The 22185-nt window shown below is 74.7% G+C and carries 19 protein-coding genes and 1 pseudogene; 12 read left to right on the forward strand and 8 right to left on the reverse strand.

Translation table 11 applies throughout. From position 1 onward, the window contains the following. The first annotated feature begins 169 nt into the window (after nucleotides 1–169). From VKZ81_RS09475 to panD, 6 genes are all read left to right on the forward strand, one after another. The gene (locus VKZ81_RS09475) at nucleotides 170–337 is read left to right on the forward strand and encodes a hypothetical protein (RefSeq protein ID WP_324241087.1); all 168 of its coding nucleotides are present in this window, start codon (nucleotides 170–172) and stop codon (nucleotides 335–337) included. 223 nt (nucleotides 338–560) lie between these two features. Further along, the gene (locus VKZ81_RS09480; RefSeq protein WP_324241088.1) at nucleotides 561–1775 is read left to right on the forward strand and encodes a hypothetical protein; all 1215 of its coding nucleotides are present in this window, start codon (nucleotides 561–563) and stop codon (nucleotides 1773–1775) included. A 13-nt stretch (nucleotides 1776–1788) separates the two neighbouring features. Further along, on the forward strand, nucleotides 1789–4737 hold the full coding sequence (locus VKZ81_RS09485; protein ID WP_324241089.1) for an FtsW/RodA/SpoVE family cell cycle protein: 2949 nt from the start codon (nucleotides 1789–1791) through the stop codon (nucleotides 4735–4737). Nucleotides 4738–4753: 16 nt separating this feature from the next. Further along, nucleotides 4754–5749 (forward strand): rod shape-determining protein, encoded by a 996-nt coding sequence (locus tag VKZ81_RS09490; RefSeq protein WP_324241090.1) that lies wholly within the window; start codon nucleotides 4754–4756, stop codon nucleotides 5747–5749. Nucleotides 5750–5859: 110 nt separating this feature from the next. Then, nucleotides 5860–7338, forward strand: coding sequence for an aldehyde dehydrogenase (locus VKZ81_RS09495; protein ID WP_324241091.1), 1479 nt, complete (start codon nucleotides 5860–5862; stop codon nucleotides 7336–7338). Nucleotides 7339–7444: 106 nt separating this feature from the next. Beyond that, a complete protein-coding gene (panD, locus tag VKZ81_RS09500) occupies nucleotides 7445–7873 on the forward strand; it encodes an aspartate 1-decarboxylase (RefSeq protein ID WP_324241092.1) in 429 nt (142 codons plus the stop codon). A gap of 82 nt (nucleotides 7874–7955) precedes the next feature. Here panD and VKZ81_RS09505 read toward each other — a convergent pair whose 3' ends face one another. Next, a complete protein-coding gene (locus VKZ81_RS09505) occupies nucleotides 7956–8396 on the reverse strand; it encodes a PaaI family thioesterase (RefSeq protein ID WP_324241093.1) in 441 nt (146 codons plus the stop codon). A gap of 174 nt (nucleotides 8397–8570) precedes the next feature. Beyond that, nucleotides 8571–9053 carry an Rrf2 family transcriptional regulator gene (locus VKZ81_RS09510; RefSeq protein ID WP_324241094.1) on the reverse strand — a complete coding sequence of 161 codons (483 nt, stop codon included), beginning with the start codon at nucleotides 9051–9053 and terminating at the stop codon, nucleotides 8571–8573. A gap of 78 nt (nucleotides 9054–9131) precedes the next feature. Here VKZ81_RS09510 and VKZ81_RS09515 point away from each other — a divergent pair, with 78 nt between their 5' ends. Next, entirely contained in the window at nucleotides 9132–10124 is a 993-nt protein-coding gene (locus VKZ81_RS09515; RefSeq protein WP_324241095.1) for a quinone oxidoreductase family protein, read from the forward strand. A gap of 166 nt (nucleotides 10125–10290) precedes the next feature. On the opposite strand, the gene VKZ81_RS09520 is transcribed toward VKZ81_RS09515, so the two are convergent. Beyond that, nucleotides 10291–10647, reverse strand: a complete 357-nt coding sequence (locus tag VKZ81_RS09520; protein WP_324241096.1) for a nuclear transport factor 2 family protein — start codon at nucleotides 10645–10647, stop codon at nucleotides 10291–10293. Nucleotides 10648–10810: 163 nt separating this feature from the next. On the opposite strand from VKZ81_RS09520, the pseudogene VKZ81_RS35105 reads away from it, so the two are divergent. Both VKZ81_RS35105 and VKZ81_RS09525 read left to right on the forward strand, forming a co-directional pair. Next, nucleotides 10811–10996: pseudogene (locus tag VKZ81_RS35105) on the forward strand (glycosyltransferase); the annotation flags it as partial. A gap of 601 nt (nucleotides 10997–11597) precedes the next feature. Further along, the gene (locus VKZ81_RS09525; RefSeq protein WP_324241097.1) at nucleotides 11598–11753 is read left to right on the forward strand and encodes a TetR-type transcription factor C-terminal domain-containing protein; all 156 of its coding nucleotides are present in this window, start codon (nucleotides 11598–11600) and stop codon (nucleotides 11751–11753) included. Nucleotides 11754–11769: 16 nt separating this feature from the next. On the opposite strand, the gene VKZ81_RS09530 is transcribed toward VKZ81_RS09525, so the two are convergent. Beyond that, nucleotides 11770–12378: a TetR/AcrR family transcriptional regulator gene (locus tag VKZ81_RS09530; RefSeq protein ID WP_324241098.1), complete on the reverse strand. Its 609-nt coding sequence runs from the start codon at nucleotides 12376–12378 to the stop codon at nucleotides 11770–11772. Nucleotides 12379–12516: 138 nt separating this feature from the next. Between VKZ81_RS09530 and VKZ81_RS09535 the strand changes: the two genes are divergently transcribed. Beyond that, nucleotides 12517–13623 carry an FAD-dependent monooxygenase gene (locus VKZ81_RS09535; protein ID WP_324241099.1) on the forward strand — a complete coding sequence of 369 codons (1107 nt, stop codon included), beginning with the start codon at nucleotides 12517–12519 and terminating at the stop codon, nucleotides 13621–13623. Between the two features lie 281 nt (nucleotides 13624–13904). Next, nucleotides 13905–14717 carry a GNAT family N-acetyltransferase gene (locus tag VKZ81_RS09540; RefSeq protein WP_324241100.1) on the forward strand — a complete coding sequence of 271 codons (813 nt, stop codon included), beginning with the start codon at nucleotides 13905–13907 and terminating at the stop codon, nucleotides 14715–14717. Here VKZ81_RS09540 and VKZ81_RS09545 read toward each other — a convergent pair. Then, entirely contained in the window at nucleotides 14608–15219 is a 612-nt protein-coding gene (locus VKZ81_RS09545; RefSeq protein WP_324241101.1) for a TetR family transcriptional regulator, read from the reverse strand. The two genes, VKZ81_RS09540 and VKZ81_RS09545, sit on opposite strands and share 110 nt — an antisense overlap. Before the next feature lie 53 nt (nucleotides 15220–15272). Between VKZ81_RS09545 and VKZ81_RS09550 the strand changes: the two genes are divergently transcribed. Beyond that, nucleotides 15273–16703 carry an MFS transporter gene (locus VKZ81_RS09550; protein WP_324241102.1) on the forward strand — a complete coding sequence of 477 codons (1431 nt, stop codon included), beginning with the start codon at nucleotides 15273–15275 and terminating at the stop codon, nucleotides 16701–16703. Here the strand turns inward: VKZ81_RS09550 and nrfD are convergent. From nrfD to fdh, 3 genes are all read right to left on the reverse strand, one after another. After that, nucleotides 16698–17678, reverse strand: a complete 981-nt coding sequence (gene nrfD, locus VKZ81_RS09555; protein WP_324241117.1) for an NrfD/PsrC family molybdoenzyme membrane anchor subunit — start codon at nucleotides 17676–17678, stop codon at nucleotides 16698–16700. The genes VKZ81_RS09550 and nrfD overlap by 6 nt on opposite strands. Before the next feature lie 68 nt (nucleotides 17679–17746). Beyond that, complete coding sequence (locus VKZ81_RS09560; RefSeq protein ID WP_324241103.1) at nucleotides 17747–18811, reverse strand: 4Fe-4S dicluster domain-containing protein; 1065 nt, start codon at nucleotides 18809–18811, stop codon at nucleotides 17747–17749. Further along, nucleotides 18808–22167 (reverse strand): formate dehydrogenase, encoded by a 3360-nt coding sequence (gene fdh, locus VKZ81_RS09565; protein WP_324241104.1) that lies wholly within the window; start codon nucleotides 22165–22167, stop codon nucleotides 18808–18810. The genes VKZ81_RS09560 and fdh overlap by 4 nt, the downstream gene beginning before the upstream one ends. Nucleotides 22168–22185: the final 18 nt, after the last annotated feature.

Below are 22185 nucleotides of genomic sequence, written 5' to 3' on the forward strand. Positions count from 1 at the left end.
AGTGCTAAATGAGGATCTAGCACTCGGAACTGGTGAGTGCTAGGCGGGCGTGCTGCGCGCCCTTCTCGGGTGCCAGGTCGATGAGGACGCTCGACACGATCGAGCAGGCTCCCGTCGCGCGCGCCGATCCGGCTGGAAGTGCGGTCATCGTGAGCGTGGAGGGGACACCATGGCGAAGCTGGTCGCATCCGACGAGAGCGCCCTCGCCGACGCCGCCGACGTGGCGTTCGGCCCGGACCGCCCCGTCGTCGTGCCGGAGCCGACGCATCCGCACCACCGGCGCCCGCATGCGGGCGCGAGCCCCGCGCACCCCGGCGCGGGCCGCCGATTGCGCTGACGTTCCCCTACGGGACACCGACGTCCCGAGTCGTCTCTCGGGCCTTCACCGGTGGCTGCCGGCGCCACCGACCGGCGACCCGCTCCCGGGTCGGCCACCCTCCTGCCCTCCGCTGTCGTCGAGCGGCGGGCCACCCGTGCCGCCCCCTGCGCGCTCCCCCCGGTCGAGCGCGCGAGGCGCCCGGGGCCCGCCCACCCCGGACCGTCCTCACAGGAGTTGCTGTATGACGAACCCGTCCCTCACGCCGCCCGAACTCGTCGCCGAACCGCCCGCCGGGGACGGCCCCCAGCTCCACGCCGAGCCGCCCGGATCACCGCGCCCGGCCGCGGCCGCCGAGACGCTCCCCAGGCCCGACGGCGCCGGCGTGCTCCTGTCCCGCCTGCTCGAGCTCGGGCGGCTCACCCCGCTCCAGGCGGTGACCGTCGCCGCGGACGTGCTGACCGGGTGGGCCGGCGAGCCCGCCGTGCTACGCCCCGAGCACGTGCGCATCGGCCCGGACGGCCGGGCCCGCCCGGAGACCGCCCGGGCCGGCGCGGAGCCGCCCGACGAGCGCCCGGCCCCGGACGCCACGGCCGTGCTCGACGCCCTCGCCGAGGCCGCCCACCGGGCGGCCCCGCACCCGGGGGCGGTCGCCCACCTCGCCGCGCTCGACCGAGCCACCCGCTCGCTCCGCGAAGCCGACGCCGCCGACCGGGCGGAGACGGCCACCGCCCTGGTGGCGGCGGCGGGCCCGGATGCCGACGCCGCCCGCCGCGAGCTCGCCCGGCTGGTCGCCGCCGCGACCGGTCAGCCGATGCTGCGACCGGCCGCGCCCGTGCAGGTGGTCCGCCCGGTCCCGGCCCACAGGCCGGTCCGGCGCGAGCGGCTGCGCCCGGCCGCACTCGCCCGCGCCGTGCTCGGGCGGACCTGGCGCTGGGCCGTCTCGCTCGCGGTGCTGGCCATCGTGCTCGCCGTCGAGCTCGCCCTCCTGCAGGACAAGATCAACCGCGATGTCGCGATGCTGCTGGAGGCCGGCCGCACCGACACCGTGGACACCTCGGCGGCCGAGCCCCAACTGCCGCCGGTGGACCCGCCCGCCCCGGCCGCCGCGGGTCCCGTCACCGCGGTCGGCCTGCGCGCGCTGCAGCCGTGCACCCCGGGCGCCGACTGCGAGGTGGGGCTGCGGGTGTCGCTCACCCCGCTGCCCGAGGCGCAGCCGGTCAGCTGGACGTTCCACGTCGTCGACCGCTGCACCGGCGCGACGACGCGGCTACCCGGCGGGACCCTCACGGCCCCGGCCGGCAGCGACCGCATCGACGCGGTCGACACGGTGACCCTCCCGCCCGGCCCCGCGACGGCCGTGCTGGCCGTGACCGCGACGCCGGCCGAGGCGGCCAGCGATCCGGTTCCGGTCCCGGCCGACGGCGGCACCTGCACGCCGACCGAGCCGGTCCGCTGAGGGGGAGCGGATCGTGCTGCGATTGAAGCGGAACAAGGTGCTCGCGGTCGGCGACGAGCTGCCCGCCCTCCTCACCCGGCCCCGGCGACGGGACGCCCGCGGCGTCGCCTTCGACCTGCTCGCCGTGATCGCGGCGATCGTGCTGGTCGGATTCGGGCTCGCCAACCTCGTCGTCTCGGACGGGGTGGAGATGGCGACCCGGCAGGCGGCGGTCGGCGCGGCGGGGATCGTCGTGCTGGCGCTGTTCTGGCGGTTCCGGGTGCGGCTGCTGGCCGTTCTCGGCGCGATCAGCTACCTGCTGGCCGTCCTGCTGATGGGCTACGTGCTCGTCGCGGGGGTGACCGCGAACGGCGCGACCCGCTGGATCGACATCGGGGCGTTCACCTTCCAGCCCTCTGAGCTGGCCAAGCTCGGGCTGCTCGTCGCGCTCGCCGGGGTGCTCGGCTCGACCCGCCCCGCCCTGCAGCGGCTGGTCGCGGCGCTCCTGCTGGCGGCGGCGCCGATCGCGCTGACGCTGCTGCAGCCGGACCTCAGCACCGCCCTGGTGATGATCGTCCTGACCGCCGCGATGCTCGTGATGGGCCGGATACCCGGCAGGCTGCTGCTCCCGCTGTTCGGCGCGGCGGTGCTGCTCGCCCCGCTGGGCGTCGGGCTCTTGCGGCCGCACCAGATGCAGCGGCTGGGCAGCTTCCTGGTCGGGACGCAGGAGTCGCCTACCGGTGCCGGGTACGCGGTGGAGCAGGCGCGCATCTCCCTCGGCTCCAGCGGCCTGTTCGGCTGGTACGGCAACCCGCTCGCCGGCCTGCGCGCGCAGTACCTGCCCGAGCGCGAGACCGACCTCGCGCTGGCCGGCACCGTCGAGCAGTTCGGGCTGCTCGCGGGCGCCGCCGTCGTCCTGGCCGCGGTCGTGCTGGTGTGGCGCATCGCGCTGGCCGCCCGGCAGGCCCGCAACGCCCACGGGGCGCTGGTGTGCGCGGGCCTCGCCGTCCTGCTCGGGACCGAGACCGTCGTGTCGGTCGGGGGCAACCTCGGCCTGCTGCCCCTCGCGGGCATCCCGTTCCCGCTGCTCAGCTTCGGCGGCTCGGCGCTGTTGGTGAAGCTGGCCGCGCTCGGGGTCGCGCTCGGCATCCGCCACGACGGGACCCGCAAGCGGCTGTGGGCGCTCGCGATCCGGCGCCGCATCCGGCCGCGGCTGCTGCGTGCCACCGCGCTCGGCATGACGGCGGCGCTGGTCGCGTTCGGGATCCACGCCGCGAACCTGCAGGCCGAACAGGGCCCGCAACTGCTCGCCGCCGCCGAGGACCAGATGACGCGGTGCATCCGCATCCCCGCGTTGCGCGGGGCGATCACCGACCGGCACGGGACCCCCCTCGCCTACAGCACGGTCGACGCGCCCGACGGCCTCGACCAGGTCGTCGCGGTGCCGGCGATCCTGCGCTCGCAGCCCGACGACGTCGCCCGGGTCGCCGAGCTGATCGGGCGCCCGGCCGACTCCGTCCAGGCCGACCTCGACGCGGTCCCCGCGAACACCCTCGCGCTGCCGCTGGGTGAGGTGCCCCGGGCCGTCGGGGACCAGGTGGACGCGGCGGGCATCAACGGGGTGATCGTGGTGCCGGAGCTGCGCCGGTACTACCCGGAGGGGCCCCTGCTCGCCCCGGTGCTGGGGTTCGCGGGCGTCGCCACCGAGAAGGAGGTGACGCGGTGGCCGGACCTGCCCTCCGGCGAGATCGTCGGCCGGGCCGGCCTGGAGCTGCAGTACGACGCCGTGCTGCGCGGGGTCAACGGCCGCCAGTGCGTCTACGTCGACCCGACGGGCGTCCCGGTCGCGATGGGGCCGCGCTACGAGCCGGTGCCCGGCTCCGACCTGCGGCTGTCGATCGACCTGGGGCTGCAGCGCCGGCTCGGGGAGAGCCTGGCGGCCGCGATGCGGGCGCAGTCCGACCCGACGGCGGTCGGGGCGGCCATCGCCATGGACCCGCGCAACGGCCAGGTCCTCGCGATGGCGAGCACGCCCTCGTACGACAACAACGCGTTCGGCCCGCCGCCCAACCCGGACGAGCTGCAGGCGATCGCGGATGCGAACCGCTCCATGCGCAACAACGCCGTCCAGGCCGCCGTGCCGCCCGGCTCCACCTTCAAGCTGGTGGTGGCCGCGGCGGACGCCGTCGACCGCGCCATCCCGCCCGAGCAGGTGATCTCGACGGGCGCCGACTACACCGTGGGCGGCCACACCTTCCGCAACTGGAAGCCGATGGGGCCCATGGACATGGTCGACTCGATCGCCTGGTCCAACGACGTCTACTTCTACAAGCTCGCCCAGGCCATGGGCCCGCAGCCGATCATCGAGAAGGCGCAGGAGCTCGGCGTGGGCTCGGTGAGCGGCATCGACCTGCCCGGGGAGTCGCCCGGCTACCTCGGCACGCCGGAGACGGTGCAGGAGCGCGGCGGCACCTGGTACGGCGGGTCGACGATCATCCTCGGCATCGGCCAGGGCTACCTGCTGACCACGCCGGTCCAGGTCGCGCGCTGGACGGCGGGGGTCGCCACCGGGCACATGGTCACGCCCCGGCTGGGGCTCGCCGTCGGCACCGGCGAGGGCACCTTCAGCGCGCTGCCCACCCCGGAGCCGACCCCGCTGCCGTTCGCGGCCGAGCTCGGCCCCGTCCGCGAGGGCATGCGCGCGGCGGTCACCGACGGCACGGCCACCCGGCTCGCCGACCTGCCCGCCCCCGCCGCCGGCAAGACCGGCACGGCCCAGGACGACGCGCTGCCCGCGGGCGCGTACCACAACTGGATGACCGCCGTCGCGCCCTTCGACGACCCCGCCGTGGTCGTGACCGCGCTCGTCCAGGGCCATGGCAGCGGCGCCAACAGCGCGAAGGAGGTCGTCGCCGCCGGCCTGCGCCACTACCTCGAGCACCAGGGCGAGGTGCTCGCCACCGACCAGCTGCAGTCACCGTGAGACCTGGGGGAGACCAGTGATCGAGCTCGGGATCGATCTGGGCACCGCGAACACCGTCGTGTGCGACGCCGACGCAGGCATCGTGCTCGACGAACCCTCCGTCCTGCTCCAGACCGAGGCGCCCCGCGGCCGCCGCCGCATCGTGACGGTCGGCCGGGACGCGTCGAGCCTGCTCGGGCGCACGGCCGGCCGGGTCAGCGCGCTCCGCCCGGTGCAGGACGGCGTGATCGTCGACATCGAGTCGGCGGAGACCTACCTGCGCGCGCTCGTCCGCCGGGTCGCGCGGCGGCCGTGGCAGCGCGCCCGCCTCCGCGCCGTCATCGGCGTCCCGGCGGGCGCCACCCCGCTGGAGCGGCACGCGCTCGTCGAGGCCGCCGACGAGGCGGGGCTGCGGCGCGCAACGGTGTTGGACGAGCCCATCGCGGGCGCCGTCGGCTGCGGGATCGACCCGCTCGAACGGCGCGTGCACATGGTCGTCGACATCGGCGGCGGGACCTCGGAGGTCACCGCCTTCTGCTACGGCGGCGTGCTGGCGTCGCGCTCGTGCCGCATCGCGGGCGACGAGATGACCGCGGCCGTCGCCCAGCACCTGCGCGACCACCACCAGCTGCTCGTGGGTGACCGGGCGGCCGAGCAGGTCAAGATCCAGGCCGACGGCGAGCTCGAGCCCAGCATCGTCGTGCAGGGCCGCGACGCCGCGACGAGCCGGCCGAAGCTCGCCACGATCCCGGTCGCCGAGATCGCCGAGATCATCCGCCCGCTCAGCCAGACGATCGTCACGTCCCTGGCGAAGTGCCTGGACGACCTGCCGCCCGAGGCCGTCGAGGACGTGCTCGCCGACGGCGTGCTGCTGTTCGGCGGGGCGTCGCTCACCCGCGGGTTCGACACGATCCTCGAGAACGCGTTCGGCTTCCCGGTCAAGCGCGCCACCAACCCGCTCACGTGCGTCGCCGAGGGCGCGGCGCGGTGCCTGCTGATGCCGGGGGTGCTGCAGGCGTACGGGGTGAGCTGAGCGGACGGCTCGGACCCGGCCGCCGGCTGACGGTCCGGACAGGGCGCGGATGGTGCCACCTCCGGGCGGCCCATATCGTTCGGGGCACGCCCACGTCGAGGAGGACGACCATGCCTGGCGAGCTCGAGCGGTTCCGCATGGTGATCGGTGGCAAGCCGGTCGACGCCGCGTCCGGCCGGACGTTCGAGTCGCAGAACCCCTACACCGGCCGGCCGTGGGCCGTGGTCCCCGACGGCGGGCCCGAGGACGTCGACGCCGCGGTCGCCGCGGCCCGGGCCGCGTTCGAGGGCGAGTGGGGGCAGACCACCGGGTTCACCCGCGCCGCGCTGCTGCGCAGGCTCGGCGACCTCATCGCGGACGACGCCGAGCGGCTGGCCCGGCTGGAGGTCAACGACTCGGGGAAGCTGTACCGGGAGATGATCGGCCAGACCGGGGCCCTGGGCGCCTGGTACCACTACTACGCGGGGCTCGCCGACAAGATCGAGGGCCGCCAGATCCCGTCGCCGAACCCGAACTACCTCGTGTACACGCGCCGGGAGCCCGTCGGCGTGGTCGCGGCGATCACGCCGTGGAACTCGCCGCTGCTGTTGATGACCTGGAAGCTCGCCCCCGCGCTCGCGGCGGGGTGCACGGTCGTGGTCAAGCCGTCGGAGCACGCGCCGGTGTCGACGCTGGCGTTCGCCGAGCTCGTCGAGCGGGCCGGCTTCCCGCCGGGGGTGGTCAACGTCGTGACCGGGCTGTCGCGGGAGACCGGGGCGGCGCTCGCGGCGCACCCCGGCGTCGACAAGATCGCGTTCACCGGCTCGACCGCCACCGGCCGCGCCGTGGCCAGGGCCGCCGCCGACAACATCAACAAGGTCACGCTCGAGCTGGGTGGGAAGTCGCCGCAGGTCGTGTTCCCCGACGCCGACCTCGAGGCGGCGAGCAACGGGATCGTCGCCGGGGTGTTCGCCGCGACCGGGCAGACCTGCATGGCGGGATCCCGGCTGATCGTGCACGCCGACGTCCACGACGAGCTGGTCCGCCTCGTCGCCGACCGCGCCTCCCGCATCAAGCTGGGCGACCCGACGGCCCCCGACACGGAGATGGGCCCGGTGGCCAACCAGCCCCAGTACGAGAAGGTCCTCGGCTACCTGGAGACGGCCAAGGCGGAGGGGGCGAGCGTCGCCCACGGCGGCGCCGCCGACCCCGGGCTCGGCGGGCTGTTCGTCCAGCCGACGGTGCTCACCGGGGTCACACCCGGGTCCACCGTCTACCGGGAGGAGGTCTTCGGGCCGGTGCTCGCCGCCCTGACCTTCACCGAGGAGGACGAGGCGATCACGCTGGCCAACGACTCCCCGTACGGCCTCGCCGGGGCGGTCTGGACCAAGGACGTGCACCGCGCGCACCGGGTCGCCGCGAGGATCAGGGCGGGCACGGTGTGGATCAACGCCTACCGCGTGGTCGCGCCGTCGGTGCCGTTCGGCGGGTTCGACAACTCCGGCCTCGGCCGCGAGAACGGCCTGCACGCGATCGACGAGTACCTCGAGGAGAAGGCCGTGTGGGTCGAGCTCACCGGCGGCACCCGCGACCCGTTCACGCTCGGCTGACCGCGCGATCCGCGCGAGCGACGTGACGACGATCGCGACGCGGCCCGGTGGCGCCGGAGCGCGGCTACCCTCATCGCGCAGGTCGCCTACGAGGGAGTTCGCGTCGATGTCCACCCACCGCGCGGAGCGATACCGGACCCTGCTCAGCGGGAAGATCCACCGCGCCACGGTCACCCAGGCGGACCTGGACTACGTCGGCTCCCTCACCATCGACCAGGACCTGATGGACGCGGCCGGCCTGGTCGAGGGCGAACAGGTCCAGGTGGTCGACGTCACCAACGGCGCGCGCCTGACCACCTACGCCATCGCCGGAGAGCGCGGCAGCGGCGTGATCGGGGTGAACGGCGCCGCCGCGCACCTGGTCCACCCCGGTGACCTCACGATCATCATGGCCTTCCAGCAGGTCCCGGAATCGGCCGTCGCCGAGCACGTGCCCGCGGTGGTGCACGTCGACGCGCACAACAGGATCGTCGCGCTGGGCGCGGACCCGGCGCAGCCGGTGCCCGGCGCCGCGGAGCAGCTCAGCGGCCGCTGAGCCGGCGATCACCGCCGCGCGAAGGCGGCCGCGAGCGTCTCCGGTCGGTGGGCCGGTGCGGCTCTCCCCCGAGCGGCCGGGTTCAGCGGCTCGTCGGGTCGACCCCGGGGAGCTGTTGGTTCGCGAGCCGCACCCGACCGCCGGCGACGACCCGGCCCCGGGCGTCCGTGAGCTGGACCTGCCACAGCTGCAGCGAGCGCCCGATGTGGACCGGGGTGGCCGCGACGTCGACCCGACCGGCCCGCATCGGCCGGACGAAGTCGGTGACGTTGTCGACGCCCACCGCGAACTGGCCGCGGTCGGCGACGACCTCGGAGGCCCCGATGCTCGCCGCGGATTCGATCACCGTCGCCCAGACGCCGCCGTGCACGAGGCCCCACGGGGTGTGGTGGCGTTCGTCGACGTCCAGGTGGCCTCGGACGACGGTGCCGAGCCCCGCCGGCACGACCCGTTCGACGTGGAGCCCCAGCGCCGCCAGGAACGTGCCCGGTCGAGGGGCGTACGGGCTGTCGGGCGTCGTCATGGGCGGTCCCACCTCCTCGGGGAGATTGCTCGCGAACTCAAACAGTTACGACTGACCCCGTCAAGAGTTGCCTCCCGGAGAAGACCGGCGCTTGACGTAATAGGTACTGTTACAACAAGCGGAACGACGAGCCTCGAGGTGGCCGGTGGTCGAAGGACTCGGGACGAGCCCTCCTCAGGCGGGGGTGCCCGGCGGCGCGTCCGACGCGGGCTCGACCGCGGTCCGCCAGGCGGAGGCCAGGACGTCGATGAGCAGGTCGGCCACCGTCGTCCGTTCGAGCTCGGCGCGCAACGCGTCCTCGACGCCGCCGTACACCTTCGCCAGCGCGGGCTGGATGCCGCGCCCGACCGGGCAGCCCTGGTTGGGCGGGCGGGCGTGGAGGCCGAACAGCGGCTCGTGCTCGACGGCCTCGTACACCTCGCGCAGCGTGATCGACTCCGGCGGCCGCGCGAGCCGGCACCCGGCCCCGGCGCCGCGCTGCACCTCCACGATGCCCGCGGCGCGCAGCCGGCCGATCGCCCGGCGGATCACCACCGGGTTGGTGTTGACGCTCGCGGCGATCCGCTCCGAGGTGACGAACTCGTCACTGCTGCGTCGCACCAACGCCATCCAGGCCAGCGCGTGCGCCGCGACCGTCAACCTGCTGTTCGCGGCCATGACCGCCTCCTGGTGTAACCGAGCCGATTACACCTTAGCGGTCCCGGCGGACCGCATCGAGATCGAGGAGAACTGCGGATGAGAGCGGTGCGCTTCCACGCACACGGCGGCTTCGACCGCCTGGTCGTCGACGAGGTCCCCGAGCCCGAGCCCGGCGAGGGCGAGGTCGTCGTGCGGGTGGTCGCCGCGGGGGTCAGCCCGCTCGACGACAAGGTGCGGGCCGGTGTCCTGCCGGACAGCATGCTCAAGGAGCTGCCCCTGGTCCCCGGCGCCACCGCGGTGGGCGAGGTCGTCGACGCGGGTGCGTCGTCCTGGGCCACCGGAGACCGGGTCCTGATCACCGGCTGGGGCTTCGGCACGACCCGGGACGGCCTGTGGCGCGAGCGCGTCGCCGTCGCGGCCGACAGCCTCGTCGCGCTGCCCGACGGGGTCGACGACCACACCGCGGCCGCGATGGCCGCGGGATCGGGCTACCTCACCGCCTACCTCTCGCTCACCGAGCTCGCCCCCGTCCGGCCAGGGGCACGGCTGTTGTCGCCCGGCTACGCCGGAGCGGTCGCGATGGCGACGGTCGACCTCGCCCGCGTCCTCGGTGCGGGCACGGTGATCTCGACGGCCCGAGGTGAGGAGCGCGCGACCCGCGCCCGCGAGTCCGGGCTCGCCCACATCATCGACCCGTCCACCGAAGACCTCCGCGACGAGGTGCGCCGCCTCACCGACGGCCACGGCGTGGACGTGGTGGTCGACGGGGTCGGCGGCCCGCTGACGGGCGACCTCGTGGCGTCGCTGGCACCGCGCGGGACCCTCGTCGCGGTCGGCTACACCGCGGGCACCACCGCGACGTTCGAGATCACGCACCTGATCTGGAAGACCGCGCAGATCAAGGGGTTCCTGTTCACCCTGTTCAGCCCGGAGCGGATCCGGGCGGCGAACGAGCGGCTGCTCGAGCTCGTCGCGGGCAAGCAGATCGCGCCGATGGTCGCCGAGGTCTTCCCCCTGGAGCGGGCCGCGGAGGCACAGCGCCACGTCGTCGAGGACCAGCCCTTCGGCCGCGTCCTGCTCGCGCCGTGACGGGTGCTCCCAGCCCGAGACGGCGTTCTCCGGCGTGTGGTCGTTCGTCTCGGGCCACGCCTCGATCCGCAGGCCCCGGTGCTCACCGCGCAGCCTCGCGGTGACAGCCGGTTCCGCGGCGGCCCGGGCGCGGGGATCGGATGCGGGTGCTCCGCACGGCCCGGCCTCAGGCGGGGTCGAGGACCACGTAGAGGCTCGCGATCATCCCGTCGCGCACCAGGAGCACGTCACGGCCGGACGCGAGCGGCGGTTCCCCCGGGGTGCCCAGCGTCCACGGGTACGTGACGAGGTCCTGCACCACCTGGATCGGCCCGGTGCGGGTGATCACGGTTCCGGGGAACTGGGCCTGCAGGGCGGAGACCGCCTCGTCCATCCCGGCGTGCCCGTGGCGGGCCCGATCCGGCTCGGCGACGAGCACGTCCGGTGCGTACAGCTCGGCGACGGCCGTGTCCCGGCCGGCGCCTGCCGGTCCGTTCCAGACGGCCAGGTGCAGGTCGACCATCGCGTCGATCGGCTCGGCCACGGCGTGCCTCCGTCCTGGCCGGCTCGTCACCCGGCCGGGCCCACGCGACCCCGGCCGGACCCGGGACGTCGCTTCCCGTCGGCCATGATGCTCGCCCGAGGCGCCGGAGCGTTGCCCGGCCCACCGCGACGTCCTGGAAGGGAACCCGATGCGGATCGTGATCATGGCCGTGGGCGGCCGCGGCGACGTCGCTCCCCTGACCGGGCTCGGCGTGCGGCTGCGGGAGGCGGGTCACGACGTCGCGCTGGCCGTCGAGGAGTCGTTCGCCGAGCTCGTCCGCGGCGTGGGGCTGGAGTACCGGCACCTACCCGGCGACACGCGGGCGGCGCTCGCGTCCCGGTCGGGCCAGGAGTGGCAGCGGGCCGGCACGCGGCTGTCCCCGCGCGCGATCCGGGCCAACCTCGCCGTCACCCGGGAGGTGCTGCGCGCGCTCGGCTCGGGCGTGGTTGCCGCCGCCGAGGGCGCCGACGTGCTGCTGCTGCAGCGGGCGGCGAGTGTCTACGGGTACGTGACGGCCCAGGCGATGGGCATCCCGTGTGTGTCGCTGGACCTGTGGCCGAGCGTCCCCACCGCGGAGTTCGCCCCGCTGGGCGTCGGCCGCCCGACCCTGGGCCGTTGGCTCAACCGGAACCTGACGCGCCTGCTCGCCCCGGCCCTGAGCCTGTCCATGAACGGACCCCTCAACGACCTGCAGCGCCGCCTCGGCGTCCCGGTCCGCAGCGCCGCGGCCGTCCGGTTCGCGATGTGGGACGACGTGCGGCACCCGATCCTGTGCGGCTACAGCCCGGTGGTGGCGCCGCGCCCGGCGGACTGGCGGCCCGGCATCGAGGTGGTCGGCTACTGGTGGCCTGCGACCCCGGTCGGGTGGACGCCGCCCGCGGAGCTCGTCGACTTCCTCGACGCGGGCGAGCCGCCGGTGTTCGTCGGCTTCGGCAGCATGGGCGGCGGGCGTGCTGCGGCCGGTCTCGCCGCTGCTGGTGAAGGGCATCCTCGGGATGCTCAACTACACCTACCTGTGGTTCGAGGCCGACGGCAGGCTCTCCCCCGAGGAGCTCGCCGACGAGTACGTCGACACGCTGCTGCAGGGGATACGCCGCTCCGCGTAGGGGTGCGCCTGCCTGATCACCACCGCTGGGGCGCGGTGGCGCGGATGCCCGCGAGCACGACGTCGACGATGCGCTCCGCGTCGGCGCGGCTGAACGGGCGCAGTCCGCGGTTCACGACGAAGTGCACCGGCCCGGTGACCATCGCCCCGAGCAGGGAGTGGTCGCCCGGCGGCAGCTCGCCCCGCTCGACGGCCAGCGCCACGCGACGCCGCACGGCCGCGCCCCGCTCCTCGAAGACCCGGGCCACCGCCCGCCGGACGACCGGGCTGTCGCGGGCGGCTTGGGTGGCCTGCTCGACCGCCCGGACGGTGGGCTTGGCGAGGCTGTCGGCGATGGCCACGAGGAAGTCCACCAGGTCCCGGCGCAGGTCGCCGGTGTCGCCGATCGAGACGAGGTCGTCGATGTACCGCAGCAGGGCCTCGACCACCAGCTCCTCCCGGTCGGGCCAGTTGCGGTAGACGCTGGTCTTGTTCACGCCGGCGCGCTCGGCGACCTCCTCGTAGCGGAGGCCGGCGATGCCGTCCCGCGCGACGAGCTCGACGGTCGCCGCGAGGACCTGCGCGCGCACGCGCGCGGTCCGCCCACCGGGACGGCGCGCCGGCGCGCGCCCCGCGGTGCCAGCCACCTGCAGCTCACCTCCTGCCGTCCGCCCGGGTCGGGTGATTGTCGCCCGTCCCGGTCACCCGCGTTGCCGCGGCACCCCGAGGGGCGTATCGTCATTAAAGCAACAGATCGTTGTTTTTAGCTCGGGTGGAGGCCCACCATGAAGATCCTCGTGTCCGGAGCCGGCGTGGCCGGGCTCGCCAGCGCGATCAACCTCGGCACCCGCGGTCACGACGTCACCGTCGTCGAGTACGGCCGCGACCTGCGGTTCAGCGGCTCCCCCATCGACATCCGGGGCGACGCCCTCGGGATCGCCGACCGGATGGGCCTGCTCACGACCATCCGCGCGCAGCGGATCGACACGACCGAGCTGGCGCAGTTCGTCGACGCCGACGGCCGACCGGTGGCCGCCGCGCCGATCGAGGAGGCGAGCGACTCCCCGGACGACGTCGAGATCGCCCGCGAGGACTTGATGCGCACCATCGCCGACGCGGTGCCGGACCCCGACGTGATCCGCTTCGGCGACTCGGTCGAGGAGCTCACCGACGACGGCGACGGCGTCGACGTGCGGTTCCGGTCCGGGCGCACCGACCGCTACGACCTCGTCATCGGCGCCGACGGCATGCACTCCGCGGTGCGCAGGCTCGTGTTCGGCCCCGAGCGCGACTACGTCAAGCACCTCGGCGTCTACATCGCCTACGCCGACCTCCCCGGGGAGGGGTCGCGCCCCGATCGCGTCAGCACGCTCTACAACGTGCCCGGCCGGATGGCGGGCGTCATCCGGTTCAAGGACCGCGCCCTGGCGGCGTTCATGTTCCGCTCGGACTGGCTCGACTACGACCACCACGACCTGGAGGCCCAGAAGAAGCTGCTCGCCGATGCGTTCACCGACGTCACGTCGTGGCGGGTCCCCGAGCTGCTCGACGCGGCGCTCGCCGACCCCGCGCTGTTCTTCGACTCCGCGAGCCAGATCCACATGCCCTCGTGGCACCGGGGCCGCGTCGCGCTGGTCGGGGACGCCGCCCACTGCGCGGCGTTCCTGTCCGGGCGGGGCACCTCGCTCGCGCTGACCGGCGCCTGGTTCCTCGCCGAGGAGCTCGACCGGGCCGGAGGCGACCACACCGTCGCGTTCGAGCGGTACGAGGCCCGGCAGCGGCCGTACGCCACCTTCGCGCAGGAGTCGATCGGCAAGGGGCGGGAGACCCTGATCCCGGCGACGTGGGAGGACATCGAGGCGCGCAACGAGCGGCTGCGGCTGGGGAGCTGAACGATCGACGGCACGGCCACCTTCACGCAACCACGTGGCACGAAGGTGGCCATCCTGCGTCGCCGGGTCCCGCGGAACCCGGCGACGACGGGACCGCCTCGTGACTACCGTGGGGGCCGGTCCACACCGCGCGAGCGGTCGTCGAAAGCAGGTCGAGATGCCCGGTGCCCCGCTCGTGGAGCGCCGCTGGCTCGACCGGTTCGGCTCACCACCGGGGCTCTGAGGCTGGGCGGATCCCGCCGTCGCCCGTACCCGACCCCGCTCCCCGGAGGACCTCGCCCGTGAGCGAGCCGCACGTCCTGGACAACCCCATCCGCTCGTCCCTGCTCGGCCCGCACGCGCGCTTGGCGGTGCGGCACGGCTCGGTGTTGCGCTACCCGCCCGACGTCTGCCCGTTCATCGGGCTGCCCGACGATCCGGACGACGGGGCGTGGGCCGACCTCGCCACGCTGGTCGGGCCGGACGCGACGGCGGCGGTGTCGGCGCCCCGGATCGAGCCGCCGCCGGGGTGGGAGGTGGTCCACGAGATCCCGGGGGTCCAGCTGGTCGACGCCGGGGTCGCGGCCGAGCCGGATCCCGGGGCCATGGTCCTCGGGCCGTCCGACGTGCCGGAGATGCTCGCGCTCGTCGAGCGCACCCGACCTGGGCCGTTCCTGCCGCGCACCGTCGAGATGGGCACCTACCTGGGCATCCGGCACGACGGCGAGCTCGTCGCCATGGCGGGCGAGCGGCTGCACCCGCCGGGCTGGACCGAGATCAGCGCCGTCTGCACCGACCAGCGGTTCCGCGGGCGCGGGCTGGCCACGCGGCTGGTGCGGGCCGTCGCCGCCGGGATCCGGGCGCGCGGCGAGACCCCGATGCTGCACGCGGCGGCCTCGAACGTCGGCGCGATCCGGCTGTACGAGTCGATGGGCTTCACGCTGCGCCGCCACACCCGGTTCGCTGCGGCTGCGGGCGGACGAGGCGGTCGCCTGAGCGCGGCGCTCACCGGGCGACCTCGTCCCCGGCCCGGCTGCGGTGCGGCGCGAGGGCGCGTTCGAGGTGCTCGCGCAGCCAGCCGCGCAGGTCGCCGCCCCCGTCGATGGCCCAGGTGAGCATCGCCCCGCAGTAGGTGGCGTAGAGGTCGGCGGCCAGCGTCTCGGGCGGGGTGTCCTCCGCGAGCTGCGCCGCCCCGACGGCCGCCCGCACCAAGTCGGCGATCTCGGCGCGCACCGCCCGGCTCTGCGCGACCGCGTGCGGCCGCAGCTGCGGGTCGGTCAGGTCCAGCTGCAGGAAGGCCAGGTTGTTGGCCAGCCCCTCGGGGCTGGTGATGCCGCTCGGCAGCCCGGCCAGGGTCTCGACGAGCGCCGTCAGCGGGTCGGGATGGGCCGCGGCGCCCGCGGCGAAGACCTCGGCGACGCCGGCGGCCTCCCGGGCCGCGAACGCCGCGAGCAGGCCGCGCTTGGAACCGAACCGCTGGGCGAGCGCGGGCGCGGACACGCCGACGCGGTCGGCCACGGCGGCCAGCGTGAGGCCCGTCGGGCCGGCGTCGGTGACCACGGCGGCGACCGCCTCGAAGACGGCCTCGTCGCTCACGGAGCGAGGGCGACCGGTCATGGACGCAGCGTAACCCATTTACTTTATGAACGACCATTAAGTAAGTTGGCCGCATGGCTTCCTCCTCCGCTGCGGCCGGCGGCGGTCGGATCGCCGGTGCGTCCGGGCACAGGTTGCTGCTGCTGTGCGCCGCCCAGTTCATGCTGATCGTCGACGTCGTGGTGGTCACCGTCGCGCTGCCGACCATCCGCGCCGACCTCGCGATCCCCGACGGCCGCCTCCCGCTCGTGTCGGTCGGGTACACGCTCGCGTTCGGCAGCCTGCTCGTCGTGTTCGGCCGCGTCGGCGACCTGTTCGGTAGGCGCCGCCTGTTCCTGATCGGGCTCGCCACGTTCACCGTCGCCTCGCTGGCCACCGGACTCGCGCAGGCCGAGTGGCAGCTCCTCGTCGCGCGAGCCGGGCAGGGGGTCGGCGCCGCGATGGTGTCGCCCACGGCGCTGGCCCTGCTGACCACCGCGTTCGGCGAGGGCGCGGCCCGCAACACGGCGCTGGGCTATTGGGCCGCGGTCGGCTCCGGGGGCGCCGTCGCCGGCCAGCTCGTGGGCGGCGCGATCACCGACCTGTTCGGGTGGCGCTGGGTCTTCCTCATCAACGTGCCCATCGGGATCGCGACGCTCGTGCTCGGCCGCCGGCTCCTGCCCGAGAGCCGCGCCGAGGAGCGGCCCGCGCTCGACGTGGCCGGCGCCGTGCTGCTCGCCCTGGCGCTCGCCGCCGCCACCCTGTCGCTCACCCGGTACGCCGAGGGCGGTCCCACCGTCCAGGCCACCGGGCTGCTGGGCCTCGGGCTGGCCGCCTTCGCCGCGCTCGTGGCCGTCGAGCGCGCGCACCGCGCCCCGCTCCTCGACCGCCGGGTGCTGCGCACCGGCGGCGTCGCCCGGGCCGGCGCGCTCCTGCTCGTCGACGCCGGGGCGCTCGGCGCCTCGCTCTACTTCACCACGCTCTACCTGCAGGTCGTGCTCGGCTACTCGCCGCTGGCCGTGGGCGCAGCGTTCGCCCCGGTCACCTTCCTGATCATCCTGATCTCGCCCCGGGCCGGGGCGCTCACCACCCGGTACGGCCCGCGCAGGTTGATCGCGGTCGGCTTCGCGCTGCTCGCCGCCGGGATGCTGCTGCTCGCCCGCGTCCCGGTCGAGGGCACCTACTGGCGCGACGCGCTGCCTGCGCTGCTGCTGCTCGCCGTCGGGTCGGGCCTGTCCTACGCCCCGATCTTCATCGCGGGCACCACGGGCGTCGCCGACCGCGACCAGGGGCTCGCCTCCGGGCTGCTGAACTCCGCGCAGGAGCTCGGTGGGGCCGTCGGCATCACCGTCCTCGGGGCGGTCGCGACCGCGGCCACGATCGGGACCGACCCGGTCGCGCTCGCCGCCGGCTACCGCGCCGGCCTGCTCACCGCGGCCGCGGTCACGGCGACGAGCCTGCTCCTGCTCGCGGGTTCAGCAAAGCCACATTCACGAACGTGGGGTTCCGGAAAGCCACATTCATGAACCCCGCGAGGCTGCGCCGCGCTCCCGCTGCGGCACCACGACGTAGCGCGGGTCCTTCGTCGACGCCATGCCGGCCTCGAACACCGCGAAGCGCTGCAGCGCGCTGCCCGCGAGCAGGGCGAGCCCCGACGCCGCGCCCGCGGCCCGGCTGCGCCCGGCCAGCAGCACCGTGCCGGCGAGGCCGGCGGCCGTCGCCACCTCGGACGCCCGGCGCAGCCGGCCGGCCCGCCCGGTGTCGTGGGCCTCGGCGACGACGCCCAGCCGACGGTGCATCACCGCGGCGGCGGCCAGCTCCGCCGTCGCCCCGGCCGCGGCGAACACGCGCGCCGGGCCCGCCTCCTCGACGGGCGCGCAGAGCATCCCGAGCCCGCCGCCGCTCGCCGCGGCGGAGCCGGTGAAGACGAACGGCAGCTCGTCACGGGCCTCGTTCCAGCCGGGCACGGCGGTGTGGGACAGCAGCACCGCCGTGTACGAGGCGACGCCGGGGGCCGTGGCCGCCGCGGCCAGCCCGGCCGGGCGGGCCAGCCGGCGCAGCAGGCGCGCGGGCCACGTCCGCCGCAGGCGCCGCGGCACGAGCTCGGCGACCGCCGCGAGGCCCGCGGGCGCGCCGAACGCGGTGAGGATCCACGTGCCGACGCTCATCGGAGAGGTCGGCTTGGCCACCCGCAGCATGTGGTGGAACCGCTCGGGCCGGCCCAGGTCGCTGACCAGCAGGTACAGGCTCGCGAGCAGCCCGCCGAGCGCCCCGAGCCACCCCGCGCGGCGCAGCTTCTCGCGCCCGGTCAGGTCGGCGCCCGCGGCCACGACCGACGAGCCGGCGGCGAGCCCGCCCGTGAACAGGTAGGCGGCGATCTTCCACTCCCACACCGGCGCTTTGAGGACCGGCCTGCCGTAGTAGGAGCGGAACTCCGCGTCGGGCACGACGGTCGGCTCTCCCCCGCGGCCCCTACGCCGCCGCATCGAGCCCTGGAACATCTGCGCTTCCCGGCCCGCGGAGCCGCGCTCGCTGGACCGCTCCGCGGTGACGGGGTCGTGCGGCCCGCTCACCGGCGACCCCCGAACGCGGCGGACGCGAACGCGGCGACGCCGGCCAGCGCGAACGCGGCGGCCGCCGCGCCCGCCCGCCGCCACATCGCGACGGCGTCGCGGGTGGGCACCACCGGGTCCGGAGGCAGGCCGTAGACCTCCGGCTCGTCGAGCAGCAGGAAGAACGCGCCGTCGCCGCCGACGCCGTCGTCGGGGTCGCGGCCGTAGAGCCGGGCCTCGGTCACGCCCAGCTCGTGCAGCTGCGCGAGCCTGCGGTCGGCGCGCTCGCGCAGCTCGTCGAGCTCGCCGTACTGGATGGAGTCGGTCGGGCACGCCTTCGCGCACGCCGGCTCGAGGCCCCCGCGCAGCCGGTCGTAGCACAGCGTGCACTTCTGGGCGCGGCCGTCGCCCGGGCGCCGGTCGATCACCCCGTACGGGCAGGCGGAGACGCAGTAGCCGCAGCCGTTGCAGATGTCCTGCTGCACGACGACGGTGCCGAACTCGGTGCGGAACAGCGCGCCGGTCGGGCAGACGTCGAGGCACCCGGCGTGGGTGCAGTGCTTGCAGACGTCGGAGGCCATCAGCCAGCGCACGTCCGTCCGACCGTCGGGACCGGCGGCCTCGCCGGGCCGGGTGAAGGCGGGCATGCCGAGGTCCTGCACCCGCCCGGCGTGCTCGGGCTCGTGCAGCGGGCTCGTCCCCAGCTCCGAGCCGCCCCGCTCGGCGGCGCGCAGGCGGGGCTGCACCGCCTCGGTCATCGCCCCGTCGCCGGTCGGGCCGGTCGGCAGGCCGACGAGCCCCGGGTCCTGGTGGCCCAGCGGGCGCGGCTGCTCGACGAACGCGACGTGCCGCCACGAGTTCGCCCCGAGCATGCCGGTGTTGTCGAACGACATGCCGAGCAGGTCGAGCCCGTCCTCGGGCACGTCGTTCCACTCCTTGCACGCCACCTCGCAGGCCTTGCAGCCGATGCAGATCGAGGTGTCGGTGAAGAACCCGACGCGCGGCGGGTGGTCGGCCGGGTGGCCCGCCTCGCCCGCGACGTCGTCGAGCGGGCCCGCCAGCCGGTTGCGCCCTGCGCTCACGTCGTGCCCTCCTCGTCGTCGACGTGCGCCTTCGGGAACACCCCGTGGGCGGTGGCGATCCGCGTGCCCGTCTCGATCGTGATGCCGGCCCGCTCCCGGGTCTCGGCGAGCATCCGGGTGAGCGCTTCCCCGCGCGGGCGCGGCCCCGGCCGCACGTCGCAGGTGGCCACCTTGCTCTCCTGGATGAAGACGTTGGCGTCGGTCACCACACCGAGCAGGTCGTTGACGACGTCACCGGACACCAGACCGGTGTGCCCGAAGTGGTAGGGCATCCACACCTGGTGCACGACCTGGTCGTCGACGTGCAGGGGCGCGAGCCGGTCGGTGACGACGACCCGCGCCTCCACCGCCGCCCGGCTCGTCACGACGTGCGCGCGCCCCATGTGTGCGAGCCCGCGGATGCGGGCGAGCTCCGGTGAGACCTCGATGAACAGCTCCGGCTGCAGCTCGGCGAGGTAGGGCAGCTGGCGGCTCATGCCGCCCGCGGTGTGGTGCTCGGTGAGCCGGGCCGCGGTCAGGACGAACGGGTAGCACTCGCGGTGCAGCTCCGGCGGCGCCGGGTTCGACGGGTTGTCGGTGCGCCCGTACACCCGCCGCGTCGGGTTGCCCTGCTGCCCGTAGAGCAGGTTCGGGATCGGCGACTCGTGCGGCTCGTAGTGCGTGGGCAGCGGCCCGTCGAGCAGCCCGTGCGGCGCGAACAGCCAACCCTTGCCGTCGGCCTGCATGATGAACGGGTCGTCGCCGCGCAGCGCCTCGGGGCCGACGGCGCCCGGCGGCGGGACGTGGCCGGGCGGGGTGTTCTTCGGGAAGTCGGGGACGTCGTTGCCGGTCCACTCCCCCTTCTCCGGGTCCCACCACACGAGCTTCTTGCGCTCGCTCCACGGCCTGCCGTCCGGGTCGGCCGAGGCGCGGTTGTAGAGCACGCGCCGGTTGGCCGGCCACGTCCAGCCCCACTCGTTGTCGTACGGGCCCTGCTCGTCGTGCGGGACCCGCCGCGCCGCCTGGTTCACGCCGTCGGCGTAGACGCCGCTGTAGATCCAGCAGCCGCACGCGGTGGAACCGTCGGCCGCGAGGTCGAGGTAGCTGCCCAGAGGGCTCCCGTCCTCGACCCGGTAGCCGTTGATGCGCCGCAGCACGTCCTCGGCGGACGGCTCGGCCCAGTCGCCGTCCCCCTCTGTCGCGTAGCTCCAGTCGAGGCAGCGCACGGGGGTGTCGCGGGGGTCGTCCGAGCCGGCCAGCCGCTCCCGGACCAGGCGGCCCAGGTGGTAGAAGAACCACAGCTCGGAGCGCCGGTCGCCGGTCGGTTCGACCGCCTTCTCCCGCCACTGGAGCATCCGCTGGGTCTGGGTGAAGGTGCCCGACTTCTCCACGTGGGACGCCGCGGGGAAGAAGAACACCTCGGTCCGGCAGCGTTCCGGGACGATCTCGCCGGTCTCGATCTCGGGCCCGTCCTTCCAGAACGTGGCGCTCTCGATCATCGCCAGGTCGCGGACGACCAGCCAGTCGAGGTTCGCCATGCCGAAGCGCTGCAGCCGCCCGTGCGCGGACCCGACGGCCGGGTTCTGCCCGAGCAGGAAGTAACCGAAGACCTTCCCCCCGTCGACCATGTCCATCACGGTGCGGTAGGTGCCGTGGTCGCCGTTGATGCGCGGGATCCAGCCGAACCCGTAGTCGTTGTCGGCCGTGGCGTGCTCGCCGAAGTACTCCTTGAGCAGCGACACCGTGTAGGCGTCCGCGCCGGTCCAGTAGCCCTTCTGGGTCGGGCTGCGCATGTCGTCGAGGTAGGACTCGAGGTCGGGGTGCGAGCCGGCCGTCGGCATCGGCAGGTAGCCGGGCAGCAGGTTGAACAGCGTCGGTACGTCCGTCGAGCCCTGGATGCTCGCGTGCCCGCGCAGCGCGAACACCCCGCCGCCCGGGCGGCCGACGTTGCCCAGCAGCAGCTGCACGATCGAGCCGGCCCGGATGTACTGGGCGCCCACGCTGTGCTGGGTCCAGCCGACGCTGTAGACGAGCGCCGTGGTGCGTTCGCGGTTCGAGTTGGCCGTCCACGCCTCGCACACGGCGAGGAACTTCTCCCGCGGCGTGCCGCAGATCTTCTCGACCATCTCCGGCGTGTAGCGCGAGTAGTGGCGCTTGAGGATCTGGAAGACGCAGCGCGGGTGCTGGAGCGTCGGGTCGTTGCGGATCTCACCGGCCGCCCCGCGCAGCGGCGCCCCGGACGCGCCGTGCGCCAGCGGCGAGGAACGGGCCTGGTCCATCGCGGAGTCGTGGCCCGACCCGGGAGAGCCGTCCCGGTCACCCTCGGGCCCTGCGCCCTCGTGCTCGGTGCGCTCGGCCTCGACGCACTCGTACTGCCAGCAGTCGCGGGCGTAGGTGCCGGTCTCCGGGTCGTAGCCGGTGAACAGGCCGTCGAGGTCCTCGGTGTCGGCGAAGCCCTCCTCCACGAGGAACGAGGCGTTCGTGTAGGCGCGCACGTACTCGCGGAAGTCGAGGTCGTGGGTGAGCACGTGGTTGATGACGCCGCCGAGGAACGCGATGTCGGTGCCGGCGCGCAGCGGCACGTAGGTGTCGGCGAGCGCGCTGGTGCGGGTGAACCGCGGATCGATGTGGATCACGCGGGCGCCCGCCGCCTTGGCCTCGACCACCCACTGGAACCCGACCGGATGGGCCTCGGCCATGTTCGAGCCCATGATGATGATGCAGTCGGAGTTGGCCAGGTCCTGCTGGTAGTCGGTGGCGCCGCCGCGCCCGAACGAGATCCCCAGACCGGGGACGGTGGCGGAGTGTCAAATGCGCGCCTGGTTCTCGATCTGGATGGCGCCCAACGCGGTGAACAACTTCTTGATGAGGTAGTTCTCCTCGTTGTCCAGCGTGGCGCCACCCAGGCTCGCGATGCCCATCGTGCGGTTCAGCGCGTTGCCGTGCTCGTCGGTGTCCTGCCACCCGCGGCGCCGGGCGTCCACGACCCGGTCGGCGACCATCTCCATCGCCGTGGCGAGGTCCAGCTCGGTCCACTCGGTGGCGTACGGGGCGCGGTGGAGGACCGTGTCCTGGCGCTGCGGCCCGGTCACGAGCTGCAGGCTCGCCGACCCCTTCGGGCACAGCCTGCCGCGGGAGATCGGCGAGTCGGGGTCGCCCTCGATCTGGGTCACCCGCTCGTCGCGTACGTACACCCGCTGCCCGCACCCCACCGCGCAGTAGGGGCAGACGGACTTCGCGACGCGGTCGGCCTCCTCGGTGCGCGGGCGCATCGCGGCGTACCGCGGCGACACGGCCGCGGCGCCGCGGCCGAGCGGGTCGGCCCCGGTCAGCTGCCGGTAGACGGGCCAGCTCTGCAACCATCGCCGAACACCCACGCGGACACCTCCGAACCC

Source organism: Pseudonocardia sp. (genome assembly GCF_035305885.1).
In the GTDB taxonomy this organism is placed as follows: domain Bacteria; phylum Actinomycetota; class Actinomycetes; order Mycobacteriales; family Pseudonocardiaceae; genus Pseudonocardia.